Below are 25,578 nucleotides of genomic sequence, written 5' to 3' on the forward strand. Positions count from 1 at the left end.
CGGATACCATCGGCTGTTGTGACATCCGACACGGCGCCGGCCGATCCGCCCCACCCCGGTCCGGATGGGCCGGGCGCCTTGGAGGGTGCGGACGTGCCGGCCGGTGCCGCGGTACTGCCGCCCCTGTCGGCGCTCTCTCCGCGCGAGCGTTTGGTGGTCAAGTCCTCGGCTCTCGGCGATCTCGCCCTGCGCACCTGGGTCGCGTCCCTGCTGGCCGCCACCGCGGGGCCGGTGACGGTCTCCGCCGCGGTGCGCCGGGCCGAGTCCCACGACGAACGCGCCAACCTGAGCTTCTATGCCGCGCTGGCCGCCGAACGAGACCCGGCGAAGTCGTTCCCGGCGCCCACCGGGGTGCCCCGCGTCCGGTCGCAGCCGGCGCACTCGGTCGCCGAATGGATCGCCGGCGGCACGGTCGAGGACATCGCGTTCCCCAGCAGCTTCACCGCGATCAACCCGAGTATGCGCGCTCGGTGGAATACGCTGCACGCCAACAACATCGTGCGCGCACAGCACTGGCGCCACCACGACGGGCCGCGTCCCACACTGTGCGTGATCCACGGCTTCATGGGCTCCTCGTACCTGGCCAACGGGCGGTTCTTCTCACTGCCGTGGTATCACCGGGCCGGCTACGACGTGCTGATGTACACGCTGCCGTTTCACGGCAAACGGCGCGGACGGTTCTCGCCGTTCAGCGGTTTCGGCTATTTCTCGAGTGGGCTCGGCGGCTTCGCCGAGGCGATGGCCCAGGCCGTGCATGACTTCCGTTCCATCCTCGGCTACCTGCGACACACCGGCGTGGACCGCATCGCGCTGACCGGCATCTCGCTGGGCGGGTACACCTGCGCGCTGGTCGCCTCCGTCGACGACCGACTCGAAGCCGTCATCCCCAACTGCCCGGTCGTCACCCCCGCGACGATGTTCGAAACCTGGTTCCCGGCAAACAAACTCGTCGGGTTGGGGCTGCGCCTGTCGGGGATCGGCAGCGACGAGCTCGCGGCGGGCCTGGCGTATCACTGCCCGCTGAACTACCGACCGCTGGTGCCCAGGGACCGTCGCCTGCTCATCACCGGCCTCGGTGACCGGATGGCGCCGCCGGAGCAGGCCGTGATGCTGTGGGAGCACTGGGACCGCTGCGCGCTGCACTGGTTCCCGGGCAGTCACATCCTGCACGTGAACCAGCTGGACTATCTGCGCCGGATGACGCGTTTTCTGCGGCCAGTGATGTTCTAGCCGTTCTCGCCCGTTCTCGCCCGTTCTCGCCCGTCGACGTCATCCACAGTCCGGGCTTTGTCCACAGGTTCGGCTTGGCGCGACTCTCCCCGTCACACATCCCCGCTAGATTCGAACACATGTGTGATACCCGGGTGTCGGAAGCGGCGTCGTTGCGCGCCGCCGACGATGCGGTGGTCGTGGACGCCATCGGTGCCGCCACGCGCGCCGAGGCGGTGGCGGCGGCCCGTCGGCTGGCCGCCGTCGCCGAGTTCGTGTCCCGCCACGCCGGCGGCGACACCACGCGTGCCCACTGGTCGTGCGACAACTGGGACGCGCTGGCCGCTGAGGTGGCCGCCGTCCAGGGCATCAGCCACGCCATGGCGTCGGGGCAGATGTATCTCGGCATGGCGCTGCGCGAGCGCCTGCCGAAGGTGGGGGCCCTGTTCGCCGACGGTCTGATCGGCGCCCGGCTGGCCTCGACGATCGTGTGGCACACCGACCTGATCAAGGACCCCGAGATCCTGGCATTGGTCGATGCCACCCTGGCCGCCGACGCGGCCCGGTTCGGGCCGATGTCGGTGTCCAAGACCGCCCAGGCCATCGACGCCGTCGTCGACCGGCATGATCCCGCGGCGTTGCGGCGCATCCGTGCCGGCGCCCGCGGCCGCGACGTGGTGATCACCCCTCCGGAAGACCAGTCGGGCATCGCGAACCTGTGGGGAGCCATGTTCGCCACCGACGCGGCCGTGCTCGAGCGTCGGCTCTCACAGCTCGCCCACGGCGTCTGCGCCGACGACCCGCGCACCGTCGCCCAGCGCCGCGCCGACGCCCTGGGCGCTCTGGCCGCCGGCGCCGAGCGGCTGGCCTGTGACTGCGGCAACGATCAGTGCCCGGCCGCCGGGCCCGACGCACGGGCCACCGCCGTGGTCATCCACGTGCTGGCCGATGCGGCGGCGCTGGACACACCACCCGACCCGCACCTGTCCGGCGAAGTGGCGCCGCCGTCCCTCACCGCGCAGACGACCCTGGCCGAGGCGCTGGCCCAGGATCCCGAACCCGACGTACCGGCCGGCCCCAGGCCGCCCGCCGCCCTCATCGCCGGTGGCGCGGTACTGCCGGCCCCGGTCCTGGCCGAGCTGATCCGCCGCGGCGCGCAGGTCCGGCCGGTGCGTCATCCCGGCGACGGCCCGCCCGAGCCGGGTTACCGCCCGTCCGCCGCGCTGCAGCGGTTCATCCGCTGCCGGGACCTGACCTGCCGGTTCCCCGGCTGCGATCGGCCCGCCGAATTTACCGAGATCGACCACACGATTCCCTACCCGCTCGGGCCGACGCACCCGTCCAACCTCAAATGCCTGTGCACAAAACATCATTTGCTGAAAACTTTTTGGACGGGCTGGCGCGATCGGCAGCACCCCGACGGGGTCATCGTGTGGACCTCGCCCTCGGAGCGCGAATACATCACACGCCCGGGAAGCCGGCTGCTGTTCCCCGCCCTGAGCCTGCCCACCGCTGAATTGACCAGTGCCGCCACTACTTTGCGGCACACCGGGAACCGCAGCATCATGATGCCCACGCGCCGCCGGACCCGAAAACAAGATCGCGCCCGCCGCATCGACGCCGAACGCGCGCTCAACGCCGCCCACGTCGCGCAGCGCAACCAGCCACCGCCGTATTAGGCGTGTCCTTCAGACAAACTGCTCAGTACGTCCGGACCCCCGCAGGAGCTGAGGACCCGGATACCGCCGTCCCGGAACCAGAAGTCGCCCCGGACCGGTCCTGCGGCCGTACGTAGCGCATCCAGGTCAGGACTGCGGCAACGACATAACAGACCAGGAAGACCCAGAACGCAGGTGTTTCGGTGCCGGTGCTGTCGTAGGCCTGCCGCAACACCACGTTGATCCCCACGCCGCCGAGCGTCCCGAAAGCGCCGGCGAAGCCGATCAACGCTCCCGACCGGACGCGGGCCCAGTCCAGCCGATCGACATCGCCGACACCCAGTGCGTCGCTGCGCGCCTCGAACACCGAGGGAATCAGCTTGAAAACCGAACCGCTCCCCACGCCCGACAGGGTGAACAACGCGATGAAGCCGACGACGTATCCGATCATCGTGAGCTCCGACACGTATCCACCAGGCCCGCGCGTGAGATCGTCGTGAGTGCTGACGGCGATGAGGAACAGTTCGGCCACAACCATCGCGGTCACCGAGCCCAGCGTCACGCGACCACCCCCGATCCGGTCGCTCAGTCGGCCTCCGAAGACCCGGCCCGCGGAGCCCAACAGCGGTCCGATGAAGGCGATTTCGGCGGCGTGCAGCGCCGCCTGGGCACTGGTCTGCCCGCTTGCCATGAAGTTGTGCTGCAAGACCTGGCCAAAGGCGAAAGCGAAGCCGAGAAAAGAACCGAAGCAGGTCAGATAGAGAAATGAGATTCCCCACGAGTCCGGCAGCGGAAGGATGGACCTGAAATGGGTCATCTCGATGCGGTAGTCGAGGTTGTTCATGAACAGCGCCGCACCAAGAGCGCCGACGCCTAACAGCAGCAGATAGATCACGCAGACCCAGTACGGCGCCTGGTTGCCGGCAACGGCCAGCACCACCAGTCCGACGGCCTGGATGGATGCCGAACCGAGGTTGGCGATCCCGCCGGTGAGCCCCAACGCGAAGCCCTTGAGTCGCTGTGGGTAAAAGGCCTCGGAGTTGGCCAGCGATGACGAGTAGTTTCCTGCCCCCAGGCCGTTGAGTGCCGCGCAGAGCAGGTAGGGCCACAGCGGCAGGCCGGGATGAGCCAGCAGCACAATGGCTCCCGACGTCGGGATGACCAGTAACAAAGACGAGAACACCGCCCAGTTGCGGCAGCCGAACCTGGCGTTGGCCATCGGGTAGAGCAAGCGCGCGACCGCGCCGACAAGTGACGCGGTGGCACCGAGCAACAGTTTGTCGCCGGTCGAGAAACCGTAGACGGACTGCGGCATGAACAGCGCCATCACCGACCACAAAGACCAGACCGAGAAAGCCACGTGCGAGGTGACAATCGACCAGAGCAGATTACGGCGCGCGATGACGCTGTTGCCGGAAGCCCACTTCGAGGAGTCTTCCGGGTTCCACTCCGCGATGCGATGCCTACGCAACATGGTTTGACTGCCTCTCGTCAGCGACCGCGAAAGTCGACACGTCGGTTTGGGAAGTGCCACGAGGCGCGCTCGCTCGCAGGGGATTCAATGATGCGCGGCTGTGGAACGCCGCCTGTGGGTGGACTCCTCCTGTTGCGGGCGGCATGATCCCCGGCTGGGGATCCGACATCGTCAAGACGAACCTTGACGGGCATGCTCGAGGCGCTCGTCTGCGTCCGGGATCGTGTCATGGAACGGGCGGCTCGCCGCGGCGCGCCGCTCTTTGGCCTCGCGGGCGAAAATGAGCAGGCCCGCCAACACGGTTGCCGCTGCCAGGGCAATTCCGGTCTCGGCATTGATCTCCCGCCCGAAGGTGATCGACGAAATCCCCAAGGCGAACAACCCGAAGGACTTGCGCAACGCGCTGGGATCGAATCGAGCGTGGAGGTGCGTTCCGATCTGCCCGCCGACCACGGTGATCACGGTGAAGGCCGCGCCCAACTTCCAGTCGACGTGCACGCTGCTCAGGTAGCCACCCAGTCCGGCGAACGAGTTGAGGGCGCCGACTATCAGAGACGTGCCGACGGCGTAGGCCATGGGAAGGCCGCCGACCAAAATCAGGAACGGAACGATGAAGACCCCTCCCCCTGCTCCGACCAGGCCGGACACCATCCCGATCGCGAGGCCCCCGAGCGTGACCACAACCGCGGGCAGTGCTCGGTGCTCCTCGTCCTCGACGGCGTGGCGGCGACCGCGCAGTACCGCGATTCCGGTGACGGCCACAATCGAGGCGAATCCCAGAAGCAACGCCTCACCGCTGAAAAAGCGAGCGAGCAGACCACCGACGTACGCCCCGACGAAACCACCACTGCCGAGGAGCAACGCCGTCCTCCACTGGACCCGGCCAGCCCGGATGAATGAGATTGCGGCGACGGTGCTCGTGGCGCCGACGATCATGTGTGCGACCGCGATCGCCTGCTTGGGATCCATTCTGGCGACGTAGGCGAGCAGCGGAACCGAAAGGACCGATCCGCCGCTGCCCAGGACGCCCACCACTATGCCCACGAAGAGTGCGAGAAACAAAGCCAGCCAGATCATGACGTGCCTATCTCGCTTCCTTGCAGAGGCAGGTGCTTCGCCGAGGCAGGGTTGGCGCACAGCACAGAACCGGGTCGACGTCATGACGTTGGAACCCGGGTGGACACGTCATGGTGCTCACCCGTTCAAGAAGAATCACCCGTTCAAGAAGAAGAGTTGCCATCATGATCCCCTGCGTCAAACGCGGTTGCCATCGGCGTACCGCGTACCGATACTGCGCAGGGACTGTTGGCGGACAACGTCGTCCGCATTCATGGTGAGCCCCACCACCAACAGGCGCCAACTTTTCGATGGCGCCAGACCGGGTGTTCCGGCTTCTTGCTCCCGCTAGTAGAAACCTATGGGGACCTGCTCGACAAGCCGAGCAGACCAACGCACAGGAAACCTGCAGATTCGACCGGCCGGAACCACCTGTGCAGCCGAGGCGTTCGTCCTGACGTGAAGGCACCGCCGGCGATGAACCGCGGTTCGGCGCCCGCGTCACAGGCGATCACCGCATCGTCATTCCTTCGGCGCCAGGTGCGTTCAGTCGATCGCCGCCCGGTGCGCGCCGGCCGCCGGCGTGGGCCAGTCCAGCCGCGTCAGCAGGCCTGACGGCTCCGCGGTGTGGCCGTCGAGCCGCCGGGCGGACAGCAGCTCCAGCGCCGCCAGCGCGGGGCCGTGGTTGCCGCGTTGCGGGGTCAAACCGGGCACCGGCGCGGCGGCCTCCGGTGGCGACTCGGTGAGGAAGACGCAAGCGGCCGCGAGGCTCCGGCTGGTGCGGTCACCGGCGATCTCCAGGGCCGTATACGTCTCGCGCACCGGATGCGACCGGATCGCCTCCAAGGTCTCGGGCAACGACTCGTCAACGCAGACCCGATACACCGCAACGTAATCCGAAGCGCCCCGCTGCAACCCGCGCCAGCTTTGTCGAGCGTTGGCCGGCAGCAGCCGCGGGACGTCCTCGGGCCCGACCACGACTGCGTCCCAACCGATTTCGCGAAGGTGGTCGGCCAGGCGCCGCACGGCGACACCGGTGGTCTCGGGCAACGGTATCCGCGACGAACGGGCCCGCAGTGCCGGCAGGTTGTTTGCGGCCGACACCGTGAGCCCGATCCAGGTCTCCTGCACCCGGGCCGCACTGCTGCGGCTGGTGATCCGTATCGCGTCGGCCCGGATGCCATAGCAGTCGAGGTATCGGGCGATCAGCGCCAGCGGCAGCACCTCCGACTCGTCGACCGGGGGACCGACCCGCAGCAGCGCGGTCACCTTCGTCGCGGGCGCGGCTTCCGGGACCGAGAGATTGCGGCGGCTCACGATGGCGAGGCGACGGCTCAGGATCGTGGTGACATGCAACCCATCCCACCACCCGAACAGCAGGACCACCGCGACGGCGGCGACACCGAGCAGCCAGTAGGCGCGTTCGGACCGCCACGGGTAGGCCATCGCCGCGGGTACCACAGCCAGCAGCGCCAGTGTCATCCGGCCGGGTCCGGGGGCCGGTATCGAGCGAAGCACGCTCACTGAGATGACTCCTTCCGTCGGCGTGCGCCGATTGCGGTGAAAGCGGCGACGGCCGCGACCGCCACGGCCAGCGCGGCGGTACCGGCCACCGCGACGGTCCGCGGCCTGGTGTCGGCCCGAGCCGGCACCGGCGGCACGGCCACTCGGGTGGCCGGCAACCCGGCCTGTTGGCCGGCGGGTAGTTGCCAGGTCAGGGCCGCCACCGGGTCCAGGCTGCCGGCTCCGACGACGTCGGAGGGGACCCGGGCACCGTTGTGCGCGGTCGCCGTGAGACGCTGCACGACCTGGGCGGCCGTCAGCTGCGGGTACTTGCTGCGCACCAGCGCCACGACACCGGACACGTAGCCTGCGGCGTAACCGGTGCCGCTGAGCGCTACCAGTTGCTGGTGGTTGTCGGGCAGGCCGTCGGCCAGACCACCACCGTCGTCGTTGCTCACCGACACGATGTTCTCGCCGGGCGCCGCGATGCCCACCCACGGCCCGGCCATCGTGAACTTCGACGGACGGCTCTGCGGCGTCAGCGAAGCGACCGACAGCACGTAGGGCTGCCACCACGACGGGATCGACACCGACGTGACGCCGGCCCAATTACGCGGGTCATCGGGACGGCTCCGGTCGGTCAGCGGGTTGGACTCGCACGGCGCTCCCTCGGCGATCGATCCGCTCGGGCCACCGTCGCCCGCGGCGGCCACGATCACCGCGTCCCTGTCGACCGCCGCGTAACGCAGCGCCGCCCCGAGAGCGGCCTGATCGACGGGGCGGTCGGCGGGCAGGCAGGCGATCGCCGAGACGGTGATCACCTGCGCGCCCAAGTCGGCGGCGTGCACGATCGCCCGCCCCAGCGCGGCGACGTCGACGGTGGCCCGCGCCAGCAGCGGATCGCCACCCGGCGTGCGGGGCGAGAACTTCGCCGACGTCGTCCTGATCGACACCACCCGCGCCGCGGGCGCGACCCCGGAGAAACCCTGTGCACCGGACGGGCCGGGCTGGCCGGCGATGATTCCGGCGACCAGGGTGCCGTGCCCGTCGCAGTCGGTCAGGCCGTCGGTCGTCTCCACGAAGTCGCCCCCCGGGTCGACGTTCGGCAGTCGCGGACCGGGCCGCACCCCGGTGTCCAGCACCGCGACCAGCTGGCCCTCACCGCGCGAGAACTGCCACGCAGCAGGCAGATTCAGCATCTCCTGGCTGGGCGACACCACCTCGGGATCGCTGCCGGGAATCACCCCGGAGATACTGCACGGGCCGCGCTGTTCCATCGGCTGCACGGGGCCGGGCGTGCCGGCAGGCGGCGGCACCCCGGGATCCACCTGCGGCGGGTCGATCCCGAACGCCGGTGGACACGCCGCCAGCATGACCGCGAACGCCGCTGCGAGGCAGGCCGATCCGGCCCGCATCATCGATTGAGCACCAAGGCGAACAGCCCGACCAGGTAAGCCATGACGGGAATCAGCGATGCGTCAAGCCCGGAAGCCGCGAAGCCCAGCAGCCGGCGCAGCGGCAGCGAATAGCTCTCCGGCGCTGCGATGCCCGGGTTCAGCGCCGCCACCAGCCACGCCGACATCAGCGCGACGAGCACCGTCAGCGCACCGAGGGCGGCCCCTAGCGCCCTGTCGCGGTGTAGTACACTAGCAGCACTCCGGTGACGAGATAGGGCTGGGCGAGCAGCCAGGCCTTGCACGCCGCCGAGTCCCACAGCCGGGCGCGCAGCACCGACGCCGCCGCGATCGCGGCCACCACGTACCAGCCCCAACCGCTGACGGCCCCGGGCCGCAGGGCGATCGCGACCGAGCCCAGCACGCTGAGCAGCACCGCGGCCGCGATGAACCCGCTCTGGTGGGCGTCGCCGATGCGGACCCGGCGGGGCAGGTCCTCGAGCACCCGCAACGGCGGCGCCGACGGCGTGGGATCGCCGGGCGCCGGGATGACCGGCAACGGGAAGCGGGCCCACACCGCCGAGAGCGGGGCCGCCTCGACGGTCACCAGCAGGGCCGCCACGATCAGCCCGCAACCGACGCTGAGCATCGGCAGCCGCCAGAACATCTCGGTGCCCGCGGCCACCAGCACGCCGGCTCCGAGCACCGCAGTCGCGGTGAACAGACCGACGACACGTTCGCGTTCGCCGCCGGGCACCATCAGCGCGATCAATGACCAGGCCGTGACCCCGGCCGCGGCCAGCACCAGGTGCGCGGGCCCGAACGGGCCCGGCACCGCCAGCGCCAGCGCAGCGGCGATGGGTACCAGCGCGGTGATCGAGAGCGCGATCCCGGTGCGGGCCGACCGCGCGGTGACCAGCAAACCGGCCACAGCGGTCAGCGCCGCGACCACGCTGACCCCGACCAGGCCGGCCAGCGCCCCGGTGGCCGCCCGGTAGCTGACCGACAACCCGGTGGCCACCAGCGCCACGACGATCGTCGCGGCCAGGGCGCCGCGCCGGACGTGGGCGCCGCCCCAGGGCCGCAGACGCGACGCCGAGAAGATCATGGCGGCATCCGCGATGTCCTCGACGATCCCGGGCGCGGGCTGTCCGGCCGGAACCTGTTGCAGAGCAAGGAGGTCGCCGTCGACGACGCCGACGGTGTCCAGGCTGGCGTCCAGGCTGAACGGCGCGCCTCCGACGGGCGCCAGGCTCAGCGCGACGACTGCACCGTCGTCACCTGGCGTGTCGCCGTGGCCGTTGGAGGCGGCGGGAACCATCAAGCGCCGGACCGCGGGCAGGATTTCGCGCAGCGGCAGTTCGGCGGGCAGGGCCATCTCCGTCAGCCTGCTGTCCGCGAGGATGGCGACGCGGACGATCGGCATGACGGCGCCCGACGTCACTGGGCCCGCCACGGTTGCTGGGACATCGTGCTCTCTTCTCTATCTGTGTGTTGTTATCTGTGTGTTGGTGCGGAAAAGTCTCGGGACAGCCGCTGGTCGGGGAACCACTGTTCGTCGGGCAACAGAGCGGTCAGCTGTTCGACGGCGACCGCCGTCGCGAAGGGGGTTCCCGGGTGAAACGTCGACACCCATTCGCCGTCGAATGCGCGCGACGGGCTGACCAGCACGCGCCCCGCGGTGGTGTCGACCAGGCTCATGCCGACCTCGGTGGTCGCCTGCCGACCGTCGCAGCGACAGCCGGCGACGACCTCGACGTAGCTGCGCGGACCGGTGAACACCGATTCCACCACGGGCCGGGCCGAGGACGGAATACCCAGGTAGTCAATGACTTCCGGCAGCGGTGCACCGGAACGCAACCTCTCGTCGGCCCGCGCCCCGACGCGCGCCGGCATGCTGAACTCCTCGAACTGGGCCGGCGGGCGCCGCTCGAGCCCGGCACCGAGCACGGGAACCAGGGCGCGGGAATCCTCGATGTCCATGGCGGTCAACGTGATCAGCTGCGCACTGCGCAGCGCCACGATGGTCTTGCCGGTGATGCCCGGGCGCTGGGCGACCAGGCCGCGCAGCAACGCGCCCGGGCCCGGCCCGACGAAGCGCAGGTCCAGCCACCGGTCCGGAAAACACACCACCCTGACCCAGTCGGCGATCGCCGCGTTGACCACGCCCCCGGCCGACAGCAGGCCCATACCGGTCAGCTCGTCTTTGCGACGCCGGCAGAAATCGTCGCGCTGCGCCGCGTCGCGGTAGGGGGTGGTGATCGCCAGAACCCAGGGGAAATCGCCCGCCCCGATGGTTTCCGCGACATACCACGCCTGGTCGACCGTCATCTCGACGGCGTTGGGTGCTGTGTTCATCGACGTCGGCGACGCGGTGCCTAACCGCCCCACTTGGCGGCCTCGGCCGCGTCGCGGGCGTACATGGACAGGGTGTTGCCCTCGTGGGTGCTGGCCATCGCCTGGTAGGACCGCACCAAGTCTTCCATGGCCTGGTTCCACTGGGCCTGCCACATCTGATAGGTCATGCCCGTGTCGCCCTGCCAGGCGTTGGACAGCGTCGCCTGTTCGCTGGCGATGTCGACTCCCAGCCCCTGCAGCGTTCCGGCGTAGCCGGACATGTCCGCGGCGTGCGACAGCATCGCCGGGTAGTTGTACATGATCTGTGACATCACAAGTCCTTTCGCGGGTGGGCCGGGGTCAGAAGCCGGGGTAGGTAGACGCGGCCGCGGAATCAGCGGCCACATACGTGCCCGCGGCGTCGCCGAGATTGGCCTGGGCGATGTCGAGCAACGTGTTGATCCGGGCGGCGACCTCGACGAACCGCGCGTGGGCGGCCTGGAATGCCGCCGAGGACTCGCCGACGTGGAACGCCTGCGCCGACATCGCCTCCTGCTCGGCCTGGCTGATCGTGCTGCGCATCAACGCCGCCTTGGCGCCGAATGCGGACTGCGCGGCCACCAACTGTGGAATGTGAGCATCCAAGAGGCTCATGGTGTTTCCCTTCTTCGTGATTGTGCCGAGTTCCGGTCGCCTAACTGCACATCGCTATCCGTCCGATCCCCCTCCCCCCGGGTCTTCGCCGTCGTGCTCCCAGGTGCCGGGCACCATCGGCATCCGCGGGCCGCTGCCGAACTCGCCGTCGGCCAGTTTGGTCAGGCCCGCCGCCCGCAGGACGGCGTCCTGGTGGGCGGTGCCGGCGAAACCCAACGACCCGGCCCCGCTCGCGCCGGCCACCGCCTGTGTGTCGTCGTGATCGGGCGTGACCTCGAAATCGGGTTCCAGGTCCAGGAATTCGTCGCCGTACTCACGCATCGCCACCCTCTTGCGCCGCCGCGCCCGCGACCCGGACCGGCTGGCCACCGCGGCGGCCGCCGCGGGGATGGTTGACGCGGGCGCCTTGGAGCCGCCGCGGCCACCCAGTGTGGGCCCGAAGCCGGGCCCGGGGTCGCCGCCGAGGGCCACCGCGTAGCCGAAGCCGGCGGTCGCCGCCGTCGGGGCGGGCGCACCGGGAGCACCGGCCCCGGCGGCCGGTGCCGAGGCCGTCGCCGCGGTGGGGGTCGCGATCGTCGGAGCCATGGTCACGGCCGGCAATGCCGTTCGCCCGGCCGCCGCCAGCACCGGCGCACCCGCGGCCCCGGCGGCCACCGGCGCCGCGATCGGCGCGATCCCGCCGGCGGGCAGGGTGATGGTGCCCAGGCTCAGGCTGACGCCCAGCGCCAGCGCCATCAGCATCGGGCCGTAGGTCGCGATCGGCGAGACGACTTCGTAGGCGGCGAAGAAGAACAGCGGACCGTAGGCCACCAGTGCCGCAGCAGGATTCGTGGCGAACGCGGTGATGATCTGCTGCAGGGTCCCCACCGGGTTCTGCAGCAGCGTCTCGAATTCGCCGAACCCCTCCTGGTAGAGGTTCGCGAAAGACTGCACCAGTTGCATGAACCCGGAAACCGGGTTGGCCTGGGTCGTGGCGTTGCCGTCGGATTTCACGATCGACGGCGCGGGCGCGGTCCGCGGCGCCGAAGCCAGCGCCGTCCCGGAGGCCGCCTGGTAGGCGCTCATCGTGGTGGCGGCCTGCACCCACATCCGCGCGTAGTCGGCCTCGTTGAGCGCGATCGGAATGGTATTGATGCCGAAGAAGTTCGTCGCGATCAACAACCCGTGGATCACGTGGTTGGCCGCCAGTTCCGCGAGAGTCGGCATGGCCGCCAGGGCGCCGGTGTACGCCATCGCGACGGCCTCGTGCTCCGCGGCGACACCGGCGCTGTCCGCGCTGGCCTGCTGCAGCCATGCCAGGTACGGCGCGTGCGCCGCCGCGTAACTCCCGGCGCTGGGCCCCTGCCACGCACCCGCCTGCACCGATCCGATCAGCCCACCCAGTTCGGCTGCCGCCGAGGAGTACACGGCGCTGAGCGAGCTCCACGCGCCGGCGGCCGACAACAGCGGACCCGGCCCCGGACCGGTGCTCAGCAACGCCGAATGCGCTTCCGGCGGTGCGGCCATCCAGATGGGCGAGTTCACTTCTCAGCCGCCCGTCACCCCGAACGTGGCGGCCCCGGCGGTGTCGCCCGCGAGATAACTTGCGCCGGACTCGCCCACGCCCACCCCGGCGCGGCCGAGTTCGTCGACGCCCTGGGCCGCGACGGCCGCGTGCTCCTGGCCCTGGGCACTGAAGCCGGCGGCCGTCTGCAGGGACACCGGGTCCGCCGCCGGCGGCACCACCGCGGTTATCGCCGGGGCCGCCGCCGCGTGCGCGGCGGCCAACCGCGCCGTCAGCGCCTCCACGGCCGCGCTCGCGGCGGCCAGGCCCTCGGGAACCACACGCAACGTCATGGCTACTCCTCCTCTAGTCCTTCTGTTCCGATAGTCCTTCTGTTCCGAACTCACCAACCATCGCCGACTCGGCGGCCAGCGGGTTGATCAACTGCACGTACATCGGAGTCTCGCTGTCGCCCAACAGGATCGCGCGCCCGGGCCGCAGCCGGCTGAACCGCTGACCGCGGATCTTGCCGCCGTCCTGCGGGTTGCCCGCGAGCATCAGCGTGGTCGCCTGCAGGTCGTTGAGGCGGCGCAGCAACGGGTTGGTCATCAGCGCGTGGCCGGAGCCGCTGGCGCGGGCGGTGACGATCACCCGCAGCCCCAGATCGCCGGCCTGCGCGAGCAGCCCGATCAGCGGGGTCCACGGCCGCTGCCCGACGTAGGGGCCGCTGATCGCCGGCGAGTCCGGAACCTGGTCGACGTCGTCGATGATCAGGTAGTGGGTGTGGCCCTCATAGCGCCACCGCGACAGCTCGGCCGCCGACATGCCTGCCGGGGGGCGCCGCGATTCGATGAGGTGGGACAGCCCGAGCATCGCCGGGATGATCCGGTCGATGTTCGCCGTGTACTCGTTGTCGGCGAACAACGGTTCGTCGACGAGGTGCAGCCGCCGGTCCAGCACGGTGAATGCCACCTGGTCGGCCGTGGAGTGCTCGCGCACGGTGCGGATGAGGTGGCGCAGCAGCGTGGTCTTGCCGGAGCGGCTGTCGCCGAAAACCATCAGCAGTGGATGCTCGGCGAAGTCGTGCACCACCGGTGCCAGGTCCTCCTCGCGCTGCCCGATCACCACACGTTCGCCGCCCCGATGGAGCGGCCTGACCGCGACAGGCGAAAGGTCGTCCGGCAGCAACCGGACCGGCGGGGCGGACACGCCCGGGTAGCGGGCGTTGATGGCCGCCACCTGGTCCAGTTCCGGCTGGGCGAACAGGAAATGCTCGGCGGCCATCGTCAGACCGCGGCCCGGCTGGTCGTGCGGGACGGCGTCGGCCGGCCGGCGCAGCGCACCGACCACGCGCACGTTGCTGTCCCGCGCGTCGTGGAGGCGCAGCTCGAGCCGCAGGCCCAGTCCGTCGCGCATCGCCAGCGGCACCTCCAGCCAGCTCGGTGTCGTGACCACCACATGGATTCCGTAGGCCAGCCCGACGTTGACCAGCTCGGTCACCTTGGCCAGCAGGGGATTTCGGGTGTTGAACTGGTCGGTGTTGTCCCGGCCGAAGGCGTAGATGTTGTCGATGACCAGGAACATCTCGCCGAAGCCGTCATCGGGCGCCGTCCCGTTCCTGTCGCGGAACACCCCCCGCCGCTGCCGGGACCGGAGCAGCTGCTCGATCTCGCCGAAGGTGCGCCGAATCCGTTCGGGCTCCAGCGGCGTGGCGACGCTGCCGACGTGGGCCAGGCCTTCCAGCGCCCGCAGCTGCCCGCCGCCGTAGTCGAGGCAGTAGAACGTGACCTCCCGCGGTGAGTGCAGGCTGGCCGCCGACATGATGAACGTCTGCAGCGCCGTCGACTTCCCGGACTTGGCGCCCCCGTGGATCACCACGTTTCCCGCCGACGCCGTGGCGTCGAAAACCAATGGGTCGCGCCGCATCTCGAACGGCTTGTCGATCTCGCCCAGCGGCCAGCGCCACTGGCGTTGCGGCAGGCCGGCGCGAGCCAGCACCGCGGTCAGTCCGATGGGCTCGTCCAGCGGCGGCAACCACAGCTGCGGCGCCCGCGGGCCGCAGCGTGCGAGCTGCTCGCCGATCGTGGCGATCAGCTTGCGCGGTGGCCCGGCCTCGTCCTGCGCCTCGCCGGCGCAGAACACCGTGTCCTGATCCGGCTCCACCCTTGCCGCGGTGAACAGTTTGGGCTCCGGAGCAGCTTGCACCACAACTGATTTCGTCCGAATCGGTGGATCGTAGATGCCGTCGACATAGGTGCTGCGGAACTTGATCGGCGCGGCGCCGGGCGCGGGAACCAGGAAGCCCAACCCCTTGTGTTCCTTACCGGATTCGATGTGGTAGGCATCCTCCACTCCGATGATCTGGCGAGAAACGCTGGGGCTGGCCACTTTCAGCCCGATGCGGTATGAGGTGTTCTTGTCGATGTCCTTGATCTTGCCGACGTCGAGCGTCTGCGACGCGAACAGGATGTGGATGCGGAACGAGCGGCCCTTGCGGGCCACGTAGTCGAAAAGTTCGGCGTATTCGGGGTGATCGGCCAGCATCAGGGTGAACTCGTCGGCGACCACGAACAACGTCGGGATGGGCGGCAGGTCGGATGCGCCGGCATCGCAGGCGTTTTCGTACTCCGTCACCGAGCTGAACGCGCTGCCCTGCACCCGGCGACCGGCCTCGCGCAGCAGCGTCTCGCGCCGCGCCACCTCGCCGCGCAGCGTGTCGGCGAACCGGTCGGCCAGCGACTTCTTCTCGGCCATGTTCGAGATCACCGCGACGACCTGGGGGAAATCGCGGAAGCTGTCGGCGCCGGCCTCTCCCTTGAAGTCGGCGTAGATGACGATCAACCGGTCGGCCGAGTGGGTCGTCAACAGCGACAACAAGATCGACATCAGGGTCTGCGACTTGCCCGAGCCGGTCATCCCGATCATCAGGCCGTGCGGCCCCATCCCGCCCTCGGCCTCGTCCTTGAGGTCGAACATCAGCGGCTCGCCGGTCGCGGTGACGCCGATGGGCACGCGCAGCTCGTCGTCGCGGCGGCGCGGCGCCCACAGCGTGGCCACGTCGAGCTGCGACGCGTCGGGAATCCCGAGCAGCGTGGTGAACGCGGCGCCGCGGGTGGCCGCCGAGCGCAGCCCGGTATGGGTGGGGTTGGAGTCCCAGCGCGACAGCTGCCGGGCCAGGTGGACGGCGTCGTCGGCGCCGAGTTGGTCGGCGTGGTCGATGTAGGGTTGCCAGCCGCCGGTCTGCCAGCGTTCGATGGCGACCGCCCGGCTGCCCCCGCCGTCCCCCCCGCTGATCCGCAGGATCGGCCTTTCCGGGTCCGAGTACTGCTCGCGGTGCGGCGGCGTGGCGCTGGTGTGCACGACGGTGACCCCGGCCCGGCCCGCGCCCAGCGCCGAGGCGTTCACGTCGTAGTCGGGGTCGTCGACGACGATCAGCAGGTGCCGCAACGTGTCCGCCGGTTCCCCGGTGAACACCGGGCGGTCCAGCAGTGCCGGGCCCAGCTGGGCGACCAGGTCGTCGGGGTCGGCCGACAGGTAACGCGCCGACCCGACACCGTCGAGCTCGCCGGGCATGTCGACGTGGGGCAACCACTTCAGCCACGACCAGTCTCGGCCCTCCAGGTTCGGCGCGGCCAGCGCCACGCCCAGCACCGTCGGGTCGTGCCAGGTCACCGCCTGAGCGATCCAGGCGCGCAGGGCCGCCCGCACCTCCCGGGCGTCGCCCACGACGGTGATCCGGGAGACCTTCCTCAGGTCGATTCCGGTCGGCACGTCACGCACGGTGCGCTGGGTGTCCAGCAGGCTGCGCAACGCGCTGTGGCACACCGGTTCCAGGTCGATCTCGGCGGCGGTGTCCTGCACCCGCAGCGCCGTGTCCAGGGGCACCTGGTGGCGTCCGGCCCGCAGTACCAGGAAGTCGGGGTCGTGGGGGTCACGCTCCCATTGGCGACGGGAGCCGGGTACGGCCGCCAGCGCCGCCGGGTCGGGATGCGACCACTGCGCGGCCGCGCGCTGCTCGGCGGCCTGGGTGCGGATGTTGTCCCGCACCACCGACAGGTACCGCAGGTAGTCGGCCCGTTCGGCGTCGACCTCCTCGGTGCGCATCTTGTTGTCGTTGCCGCGGTACAGCGCGGTGGCGGCCAGCAGCAGCACGAAGGGGAAGAACAGGGTCTGCGGGGAGATCACCCGCATCCCGGTCGCCACCAGCGCGACGATCATGCCGACGATCAGGATGACGATCACATACGGCATCGCGCGCCGCAGGAACGACGGCGGGATCACGCGCGGCAGCTCGGGGGGCGGCTCGATGGCGATGCTGCCCTTGCGGGCACCCGGCGCCGGGAGCCGGCGGCGGGCCTCGAAGATCAACCGGCTCATCGAATTCCCCCTTCCGCCATCAGGCCGTCGTGGGCGAGCAGCGCGTCGGCGCGCGACAGCGCCGGGCCGGGGGCGAACAACGACAGCATGGACCATGGGATGGGCACGGCGGGCGGGTTCAGCCCTAGGGCCGCAACGGTTTTGCCCTGGCCCGGCCCGCTTTCGGCCTCGTTGTCGATGCCGTAGCGGACGCCGGTGTCCGACACCCAGAACAGCGACCCGGCGGCGGGCGCGGACGCGCCGTGGCCCACCGTCTGGGTGAAGTACCCGGCGCCGGGGGCCAGTGCGACGCGGGCGGCGTTGCCCTCACCGACCAGGCTCACCGTGTGCACCCCGTCGGGCGTGGGCAGCGCCGAGCCCGAGAGCAGGCTCAGCGAGCTGGTCGCCGCCCCGGCGCGCTTGCTCCACTGCGCGCACGTGACGGGATCGTCGGCAGCGTCGACGGGCACGACCTGCTGTTCGGGGTAGCGCGCGGTGTCCAGCATTCGCGACACGGGCAGCTTGGCGACCTGGTCGGCCCCCAGTCGCGGCGGCTGGTCCAGTCCGTAGGAGTTCGTGTTGCGCAGGATGGCCGCGACCACCGGCGAGACCGGCTGCAAACCGTCCGGCAGCACGGCGTAGTACCGCACGGCACCCGACGAGCGCTGGTCCACCGCATACGACATCACCACTGCACCGATCGGCGCCGGTACGTCGAAGGCGGCGGGGGCGCCGGCGTTCGGGATGTCGGGCGCCGCGAGCGCCGGCCCCGCGGGGATCGCGTTGAACAACCCGATCGCGATCGGCCGCGGCGCGGGCACGCCGTGGCGGCCGGCGCCCAGACCCAGCGCGTCGGTGACCGCGTGGTCGGCCAGATCGATGCTGCTGCGCCGTCCGTTCCACAGCAACCAGGTTTGCGGGGCCTCCTGCGCCGGGACCTCGACCAGAATCCCCTGTTCGGGGTGGAGCGGGGCCGCTCGGGCACCCTGGCTGTCGAGCGGGCCCGCCAGCACCGTGACCCCCGTGCTGTGCGCGCCGTGACCGGGCTGGCCGGCCACGCCGTCGCACACCGTCCAGTCGGCGTCGCGCGCGGGGCTCTGCACCATGCGTTCCGGCGCACCGGGAATGCCTATCAGGTTGCCGCGCGGAAACCGGTCCAGCTCAGAGCTTTTCACCATCGCCGGATCGACCGGCCGGCCGACGATGAGCCGCGCCGAGGTGAGGTTGAGCACCGGGTGCAGGTCATCGCCGACCCGCACGTACAGGGCGGCCGTGGCACGGTCGGCGAGGACGGCGCTGGTGCCCGCGGACCCGGCGGGCCGGATCAGCGAGAACACGAAGCAGCCCGCCAGGCCGGTGACCAGGATCAGCACGCCCATCAGCACCGCGCGCGACTGGGTGCGCAAGGGGTCGACCAGCATCCTGGTGTCGTGCAGCGCGATCCCGGAGGCGATCCGGCGCATCACGAAACGCCAGCCGGTGACCTGGTGGCGCGTGACGAAACCGCGGCGGTATTCGACCTGGTCGGGGTTGTCGTTGACCGGGGTCCGCGAGGAGAACGAACGCCGGGGCTCGTCGGGCTCGTACTCGCTCATGCCGGCACCGCAAGGCCGAGACCGCGCAGCAGCGGCTCCACCGACCGTTCGACATCCTGGTCGGTGATCGTCATCAGCTCGTCGTCACTGAATTCGCCGGTTCCGGCGTGTTCGGAATGGTCGAGCCGGAATTCCCGCTCCTCCTCGGCGCGTTCGACGATGTTGCGCACGAACCGGCCGTTACCGGCGATGTCGAGGTTGCGCCGGGCGATCCCGTTGGAGTCGGGCGTCGACTCCGCGGCCAGCTTGGAGAACAACGCCTCCATGTGGTCCAGGGCGGCCCGCTCGAACACGCTGTCGCGCTGTTCGGCCATCTTGTGCGCGATCTCCACCAATTCCGACGGCGCATACGAAGGGAAGTCGATGTTGCGGGTGAACCGCGACCGCAACCCCTCGTTGGTGTCGAGGAACTTGTCCAGATCGGCCCGGTAGCCGGCGATGATCACCACCAGCCGCTCGCGGTCGTTCTCCATGCGTGCCAGCAGCGTGTCGATGGCGACCAGGCCGAAGTCGTTCTTGGCACCGGTGGACACCAGTGCATAGGCCTCGTCGAGGAACAGCACACCGTCCAGCGCGCTGTCGATGATCGCGTTGGTCTTCGCTTCGGTCTCCCCGATGTGCTGGCCGATCAGGTCCGCGCGGTGCACCTCCCGGATGTTCTCCCGTTTCAAAAGCCCCAGTCCGCAATAGATTTTGGCGACCACGCGGGCAATCGTCGTCTTGCCGGTCCCGGGCGGCCCGGCGAAGACGAGGTGGTGGGTGCGCTGGGCGACCTGAAGCCCGCGCTGCTTGCGCACCAGTTCCATGGCCACCGAGCTCTTCAGCCGCGACACCTGGTTCTTGACCTCGTCCAGCCCGATGAATTCGGCGAGCTGACGCTCGGCGTCGGACAGCAGCGTCGCCTTGCGCTCGTGAGCGGCGGGGTCGACGAAGTCCTCGACGCTGGGCTCGGTGGCCGGATCCCACGGATCAGTGCGGGCCTCGATCCGGGCGGCGGTGGTCGTCACGATCCCGAAACTGGTGTCGGATAGCGCTTGTTGGATCTGTTCGCTCTCGGGATGGGCCGCGTAGAGGTCCTGCAACACCTCGCCGGCCGACTCCTCGTCGACGTGCGCGCGCAGGACCAGCGCTTTGGCCAGCGCGCCGTCGAGCGCTGCGACCGCGACCGGGCCGTCGGGTTCCTCCAGATAGGACAGTGCCGGGGCGAACATGCCCAGCCGGGCGAGCGCGGTGCCCAGCGCGATCCTGGCGGCGTGTGAGAAGGCCTCGTCGAGGTCGGCGTCGTTGACGATGGGGGTGAGCAGCTTCACGACGTCCGACCAGCGCTCGGCCCGGTAGTTGACGACGACGGCGACCCAGCGGGCCGCCCGCCAGCCCGCTCGGCGTTCGGTGAGCCCCGCGACGATCCCGTCGGCGTCGGCGAAGCGCCCCGCCTGGGCGAGCGCCGCCGCGTACGCGAGCTGGAAGTCGTCGGGGGTGGTGGCACGAAACTGCAGATACAGCCCGGTGTCGTAGCGGAACCCCAGCGCCCCGGGCGCCAGTTCCACCTGGCGCTGCAGCACGCCCGCCGTCGACGCGGTGCGCGAGACCGCCTCGAGCACCCGCAGCGACGCGTCGCCGGCGGCGGCCAGGCCGGTCCAGGCGTCGCACTGGTCGTGGGCGATGCGGGTCAGCGCGGTGAAGCCGGAGCGTGCCGCGGTGAGGTCGGCCGGGCGCTGCCGCTCGTACACCGCGAGCCCCAGCGCACGGCAACACGTCGAGAACCGGCTGACGACCTCGCCGTCGATCTTGCCGTTCGACGTGCCGTTCGACGTGCCGTTCGACGAGAAATTCGCGGGCTGCGCTGCCAGCACGCCGGTGTCACCGCGATCCACGGCCGCTTCTCTTCCTGTGCACAGTGTTCCCTAACCTAACTTGCCTGAAGTTAGCATTGCATAAGCTAACTGTCCACGCGCCCGGACCTCTCGGCCCCCCGGCACCTTTCCACTCTTTACCGCAAACGAGTTCCCGTAACCAGACTTCAGCCGCATTTTCGGACATGAGGGGCAGCCCTTATCGACAATGGTTTTCATTATGTACCACCGCCTGGTTCCCAGCTAACTGGGACCATCGGTACCGCCGGACCGCCACCGAATCCGTCGCCGGCCAGCGCGGCCAGCCCGCCCGCTTGCGCGGCCGCGCCCGACGGCGCCGTGCCGGCGAAACCCAGGGTCCCCGCGCCCCGGCCGGACACCGCGGCACGCTGCTCCTCGTCGACCGCGTCCGTTCCGTCGGGCTCCCGGCCCAGGAACTCGTAGCGGTAACCGTGATCCGGGCTCTTCATCGCCGCCCGCCTTCTCCGGCGCGACTTCTCCCGCCGCTGCGCCACGGCCCCGGCGGCGGCACCGACCGCGGCGGCCTCGGGCTCGGGGGCCTTCCGCCGGGCGCCGGACCCCATTCCGGTGCCGGCGCCCGTCCGCGGACCGCCGATGAGGTAGGGAAAGCCGCCGCCACCGACACCGGTCGGTGGCGGTGCCGGTGGCGGGCCGCCCGCCGGTGCGGGTGCCGGTGCGGTCGCGGGAGCCGAAGCCGGGGTCGGTGTCGCGGCCGGGGCGGCGCTCACGGCCGGGGCGGTGCCGGCCGCCGCAGCGCCGGGTGCCTGCGGAACCGCTGTGGCAGGCACCGCAGGTGCCACGTCGAGGCCGACCTCCGGCACACCTCCCAGGCCGACGCTCACGCCGACCGCAAGACCCGGGTTGACACTAGGCAGGCCGGCCGCAAGCGCGTTGATCTCGGGGAAGAACGCTTCGTAAGCCTCCGCCGCGTGGCCCACCTCGTCGGCGATCAACCCCGGAATGTCCGACTCCAGCTGCGCTGTCGCCACGGAGGGATTCTGCGGGAATTCCAGCGCGTCGCGCTCCAGGGTCTGTGGGACCTCGAGAAACCGATTCACCCACCAGCTCAGGTCGTACGGGTCGCCGGAGTCGTTGTCGACGATGTCCTGCACACCGCCGCCGGTGTCGCTGCTGTCACTGCTCTGGGGCGTTTTCACGATGCGCGGCGGCGGTATGGTGTGCGGCGCCGTGGCCACCGCCACGGAAGACGTCAAATGATACTGGGCCATCGTCGTAGCCGCCTGGATCCACATCCACACGTACTCGGCCTCGTTGAGGGCGAGGGGAATGGTGTTGATCCCGAAGAAGTTCGTCGCCGACAACGCCGCATGCGCCGCGTGGTTTGCGGCCAGCTCCACCGGAGTCGGCATCGCCGCCAGCGCGGCGGTGTAGGCGCCGGCCGCCGTCTCGTGCCCGGCGGCCGCGGCCGCGCTGTCAGCGCCGGCTTGCATCAGCCAGATCAGGTAGGGCACGTGCGCGACCACGTACTGTTCGGCGGTGGGCCCCTCCCACGCCCCGGCCTGCACCGCCGCCAGAATCGCGCCGAGCCCTTCTGCGACCGATGTATAGGCCTCGCTCAACGATTTCCACGACCCGGCCGCGGCCAGTAATCCGCCGGACCCGGGACCGCTGCTCAGCAACGCGGCATGGACCTCCGGCGGCGACGCCATCCAGACCGGCGTGGTCACTGTGCCGCTTTCGTCAGCGAAAGCGGCAAAGCTCCTTGGATGTCAGATCGACGACCACCCGGGCTGGGGGCGGACGCGGTCAGCAGGCCTGGAGTAGGTCGGTGGCCGACGGGCAAAAGTTCCATCATGCCGATCAGTCGGTGCCCGTCTCGGTGGCGATCGGCCCGGGCCCGAGGATGCCGACTTGGTAGTTGCCCTGGTTGAAAGCACCCGCATCGTAGGTGCCCGAGTTGGAAAGGCCGGTGTTGTCGCTACCCGAGAGCCCGAGGCCGGAGTTGTAGGAACCGGTGTCGGCGATGCCGACGTTGTCGTAATCCCGGTTGAAAAAGCCCGAATTGGAGCCGCCGGTGTTGAACATCCCCGACTGGACGTCGCCCGTGTTGAACGAGCCGGCGCTTTGCGAGCCATGATTCAGCAGGCCCGACGACGCGTTGCCCGTGTTGAAGAAGCCCGAGGATCCGGTTCCGGAGTTGCCGTAGCCCGAACTCGCGACCACCCCGGCCAGGTCGGCCGATTGACCGATCCCGGTGTCCAATGTGCCCGAATTGAACAGACCTGTGTTGCTGTCACCGGAGTTGAACCAGCCCGTGTTCACATTGCCCGAGTTGAAGCTACCGGTGTTGGAACCCACGCCTGCCGGCACTGTCGCGCCGCCCGAGTAGTCGAACGTGCCCCCACCGGAGTCGAAGTCGCCGGCGTTGAAAAGACCCGCATCGGCGAACCCCACATTGCCGCTGCCCGCATCCCAGAAGCCCGTATTTCCCGCACCGGCGTTTCCGAACCCGAAGTCGAGGTCCGCCGCGTTGCCGAAACCGGAGTTGAAGCTCCCACCGTTCCAGAGGCCCGTATTGGTATCGCCTGAGTTTCCGAAACCGAAATTGCCGTCACCGGAATTGACGATGCCGAAGTTGCCGTTCCCGGAGTTGAAGAATCCGATGTTGTCGCTACCTGAATTCCCCACGCCGAGATTTCCCGGCCCGGAGTTCATCAACCCGGTGATGTTGATACCCACCTGATTGTTGCCGGTGAGCCCGAGACCGATGTCCCCGCTGCCGGTGTTGCCGAAGCCGATGTCATTGCAGCCGAGGTTGCCGAACCCGATATCGGAGTTGCCGCTGTTTCCGCTGCCGAAGTTGCCGGAGCCGAGGTTTCCGCTGCCGAAGTTGTGGCTGCCGTGGTTCCCGCCGCCCACGTTGAGACTGCCGATGTTGCCGCTGCCCAGATTGGTGTCACCGACATTCCCGCTCCCCAGATTGGTGCTGCCATGGTTACCGCCGCCCAGGTTGAGACTGCCGATGTTGCCGCTGCCCAGATTGGTGTCACCGACATTCCCGCTGCCCAGGTTGGTGTCACCGATATTGCCGCTGCCCAGGTTCCAGTTGCCCAGGTTGCCCAGCCCGGTGTTCCACGACGGCAGTTGCGCGGCCGCCGCCGACACCTCCCCGTGGTAACCCGCCATCGCAGCCACGTCGGCCGCCCACATCTGCTCGTACCGTGTCTCGGCGGCCGCGATCGACGGCGCGTTCTGCCCGAGAAAGTTCGACTGGAGCAGTTGCGCGAACTCCGTGCGATTGGCCGCCACCGCCGACGGATGCACCGTCGCCGCACGAGCGGCGTCGTAAGCACCGGCCACGGTGGTGGCCGCAGCGGCCACCCCGTGGGCTCGACCGGCCGTCCCGTTCAGCCACGCGACATACGGTGAGGCTGCGGCCAGCATCGCCGTCGACGACGAGCCCTGCCAGTGCTGACCGGCCACTCCCGAAATCACCAGGGCAAAAGCATCTGCGGCCGAACCCAATTCCGAACCCAATCCGCTCCAGGCCGCAGCCGCTTCCCGCAGGGGAGTCGACCCCGCACCCGAGTACATCAACGCCGAATTGACCTCCGGCGGCAACGCCTGAAAAACCACCAGATGCCGGCCTTTCCCTCTCACCCCGCATGATCGTGCACCAGCCTCACGCCACAGCCGTTCGCGCAATAGCCTTATATTGGTCGTCTGAACAGGGGCCGTAGTTCCGTGAGTGACTGGTCCGTACGGTCCTTGCGACGAGGGTGTGCGTGCGGCTCCCGCACGATGCCGGCACAGGTTTTTGGGAGGCCGACCATCGAACCGTCGCTGACGTGGCTGATTGCCCCATTGACGGTGGAGTACTTCCGCCAGGAAATCTGGGCAAAGACCTATTGCCACGTCAACCGGAACTCCGCAGGCTACTTCGACCGCCTGCTGCCCGCCCCTTCGGCGGTCGAAGAACTTCTCGAGCTCTTTCGCGGCGACCCCTCGGCGGTTCGCCTGATCAGGGGGGAGGACAAGAAGAGTGGGCCCCAGAGCTACCGACTCGGCGACGGCGGGCTTGACCTGGCCAGCGTTCGCACGGACTTCGCCGACGGTTTCACGATCGTCCTGGACGGCGTGGAGCGCTACGCACGTCCGATCGCGTCGCTGGCCCAATCGCTGGAGGTCGACCTGAACTTCCCGGTACAGGTCAACGCCTACATCACGCCGCCTGCATCACGGGGACTCGTGCCGCACTACGACGACCATGACGTCGTGATCCTGCAGATTGCCGGATCCAAGACCTGGCATCTGTTCGGCGACGTCCGCATACCGCCCCACCAGATGCAGAACCGCGACAAGACGGTGGACGCCGAGGCTCTTCGGTCGCCCACCGATGTGCGCACGCGAGCCGGCGACGTGCTGTATCTGCCCCGCGGTCTGGTGCACGCCGCCGACGCCGGCGCGCAGCCTTCCGTGCACTTGACCGTCGGACTCCACGCGCCCACCGCACTCACCCTTGCCATCGGGGCCCTGCATTCGCTGAGCTTCCGCGACGACCGCCTCAATGCCCAGCTGCCGCCGCAGCACCTCGACGACCCGGAACTCAGCGGCGCGTTGGGTGTCCTGCTGCGTGACGCCATCACCGCCGTGGGGAACCCGGACGCCATCTCGGGAGGGCTCGACGCATTGGCGGATGTCTTGGTTCGCCGCGGCCGCTGCCCACCGGTGGGAGGGGTCGCCGACGCCATGGCGATAGAAGGCCGGACCCGGGTAGGCAAGTACCGGCCGCTCTACGCGCGGGTCGCGCCGACGGCCGACGGCGTGACGTTGCAGTTTTCCCAACTCTCGATCGACGCCCCCGCCGATCACGAAGCCGCACTGCGGTTCATCGCATCCAGCACGCGGCCTTTTCACGTGTGCGAACTGCCCGGGCTGCGTCTGGACCAACAAATCATGCTGGCCCGAAGGCTCGTCACCAGCGGATTCCTCATCCGGCTGCCCGGCGATTGATCGAAGGCTTC

Annotated in this window: 17 protein-coding genes and 1 pseudogene; 3 read left to right on the forward strand and 15 right to left on the reverse strand. The window is 69.6% G+C overall.

Annotated features, from left to right (window positions below):
- Positions 1–18: 18 nt before the first annotated feature.
- On the forward strand, positions 19–1,230 hold the full coding sequence (locus tag AC2VOK_RS14245; RefSeq protein WP_428901065.1) for an alpha/beta hydrolase family protein: 1,212 nt from the start codon (positions 19–21) through the stop codon (positions 1,228–1,230).
- A 119-nt stretch (positions 1,231–1,349) separates the two neighbouring features.
- Positions 1,350–2,888: an HNH endonuclease signature motif containing protein gene (locus AC2VOK_RS14250; RefSeq protein WP_428901066.1), complete on the forward strand. Its 1,539-nt coding sequence runs from the start codon at positions 1,350–1,352 to the stop codon at positions 2,886–2,888.
- Between the two features lie 22 nt (positions 2,889–2,910).
- On the opposite strand, the gene AC2VOK_RS14255 is transcribed toward AC2VOK_RS14250, so the two are convergent.
- From AC2VOK_RS14255 to AC2VOK_RS14325, 15 genes and pseudogenes are all read right to left on the reverse strand, one after another.
- Positions 2,911–4,341, reverse strand: coding sequence for an MFS transporter (locus AC2VOK_RS14255; protein WP_428901067.1), 1,431 nt, complete (start codon positions 4,339–4,341; stop codon positions 2,911–2,913).
- Positions 4,342–4,512: 171 nt separating this feature from the next.
- The gene (locus AC2VOK_RS14260) at positions 4,513–5,418 is read right to left on the reverse strand and encodes a sulfite exporter TauE/SafE family protein (protein ID WP_428901068.1); all 906 of its coding nucleotides are present in this window, start codon (positions 5,416–5,418) and stop codon (positions 4,513–4,515) included.
- 525 nt (positions 5,419–5,943) lie between these two features.
- Positions 5,944–6,879, reverse strand: coding sequence for a type VII secretion protein EccE (gene eccE, locus AC2VOK_RS14265; RefSeq protein ID WP_428901089.1), 936 nt, complete (start codon positions 6,877–6,879; stop codon positions 5,944–5,946).
- A gap of 38 nt (positions 6,880–6,917) precedes the next feature.
- Entirely contained in the window at positions 6,918–8,318 is a 1,401-nt protein-coding gene (mycP, locus tag AC2VOK_RS14270) for a type VII secretion-associated serine protease mycosin (RefSeq protein WP_428901069.1), read from the reverse strand.
- A pseudogene (gene eccD / locus AC2VOK_RS14275) lies at positions 8,315–9,720 on the reverse strand (type VII secretion integral membrane protein EccD). The gene mycP and the pseudogene eccD overlap by 4 nt, the downstream one beginning before the upstream one ends.
- Positions 9,721–9,791: 71 nt before the next feature.
- On the reverse strand, positions 9,792–10,652 hold the full coding sequence (locus AC2VOK_RS14280; protein ID WP_428901070.1) for an ESX secretion-associated protein EspG: 861 nt from the start codon (positions 10,650–10,652) through the stop codon (positions 9,792–9,794).
- Between the two features lie 20 nt (positions 10,653–10,672).
- Entirely contained in the window at positions 10,673–10,963 is a 291-nt protein-coding gene (locus AC2VOK_RS14285) for a WXG100 family type VII secretion target (RefSeq protein ID WP_428901071.1), read from the reverse strand.
- Between the two features lie 28 nt (positions 10,964–10,991).
- Positions 10,992–11,285, reverse strand: a complete 294-nt coding sequence (locus tag AC2VOK_RS14290) for a WXG100 family type VII secretion target (protein WP_421530117.1) — start codon at positions 11,283–11,285, stop codon at positions 10,992–10,994.
- A gap of 54 nt (positions 11,286–11,339) precedes the next feature.
- A complete protein-coding gene (locus AC2VOK_RS14295) occupies positions 11,340–12,809 on the reverse strand; it encodes a PPE domain-containing protein (protein ID WP_486944289.1) in 1,470 nt (489 codons plus the stop codon).
- A 3-nt stretch (positions 12,810–12,812) separates the two neighbouring features.
- On the reverse strand, positions 12,813–13,121 hold the full coding sequence (locus tag AC2VOK_RS14300; protein ID WP_428901072.1) for a PE family protein: 309 nt from the start codon (positions 13,119–13,121) through the stop codon (positions 12,813–12,815).
- A gap of 13 nt (positions 13,122–13,134) precedes the next feature.
- Positions 13,135–17,145: a type VII secretion protein EccCa gene (eccCa, locus tag AC2VOK_RS14305; RefSeq protein ID WP_428901073.1), complete on the reverse strand. Its 4,011-nt coding sequence runs from the start codon at positions 17,143–17,145 to the stop codon at positions 13,135–13,137.
- Positions 17,142–18,719: a type VII secretion protein EccB gene (gene eccB, locus AC2VOK_RS14310; RefSeq protein WP_428901074.1), complete on the reverse strand. Its 1,578-nt coding sequence runs from the start codon at positions 18,717–18,719 to the stop codon at positions 17,142–17,144. Before eccB ends, eccCa begins: the two co-directional genes overlap by 4 nt.
- Positions 18,716–20,593: a type VII secretion AAA-ATPase EccA gene (gene eccA / locus AC2VOK_RS14315; protein ID WP_428901075.1), complete on the reverse strand. Its 1,878-nt coding sequence runs from the start codon at positions 20,591–20,593 to the stop codon at positions 18,716–18,718. Before eccA ends, eccB begins: the two co-directional genes overlap by 4 nt.
- Positions 20,594–20,790: 197 nt before the next feature.
- Positions 20,791–22,281: a PPE domain-containing protein gene (locus tag AC2VOK_RS14320; RefSeq protein WP_428901076.1), complete on the reverse strand. Its 1,491-nt coding sequence runs from the start codon at positions 22,279–22,281 to the stop codon at positions 20,791–20,793.
- 133 nt (positions 22,282–22,414) lie between these two features.
- Entirely contained in the window at positions 22,415–24,190 is a 1,776-nt protein-coding gene (locus tag AC2VOK_RS14325; protein ID WP_428901091.1) for a PPE family protein, read from the reverse strand.
- 165 nt (positions 24,191–24,355) lie between these two features.
- Between AC2VOK_RS14325 and AC2VOK_RS14330 the strand changes: the two genes are divergently transcribed.
- Positions 24,356–25,567, forward strand: a complete 1,212-nt coding sequence (locus AC2VOK_RS14330; protein WP_428901077.1) for a cupin domain-containing protein — start codon at positions 24,356–24,358, stop codon at positions 25,565–25,567.
- Positions 25,568–25,578: the final 11 nt, after the last annotated feature.

This window comes from Mycobacterium sp. TH-M116 (assembly GCF_057473685.1).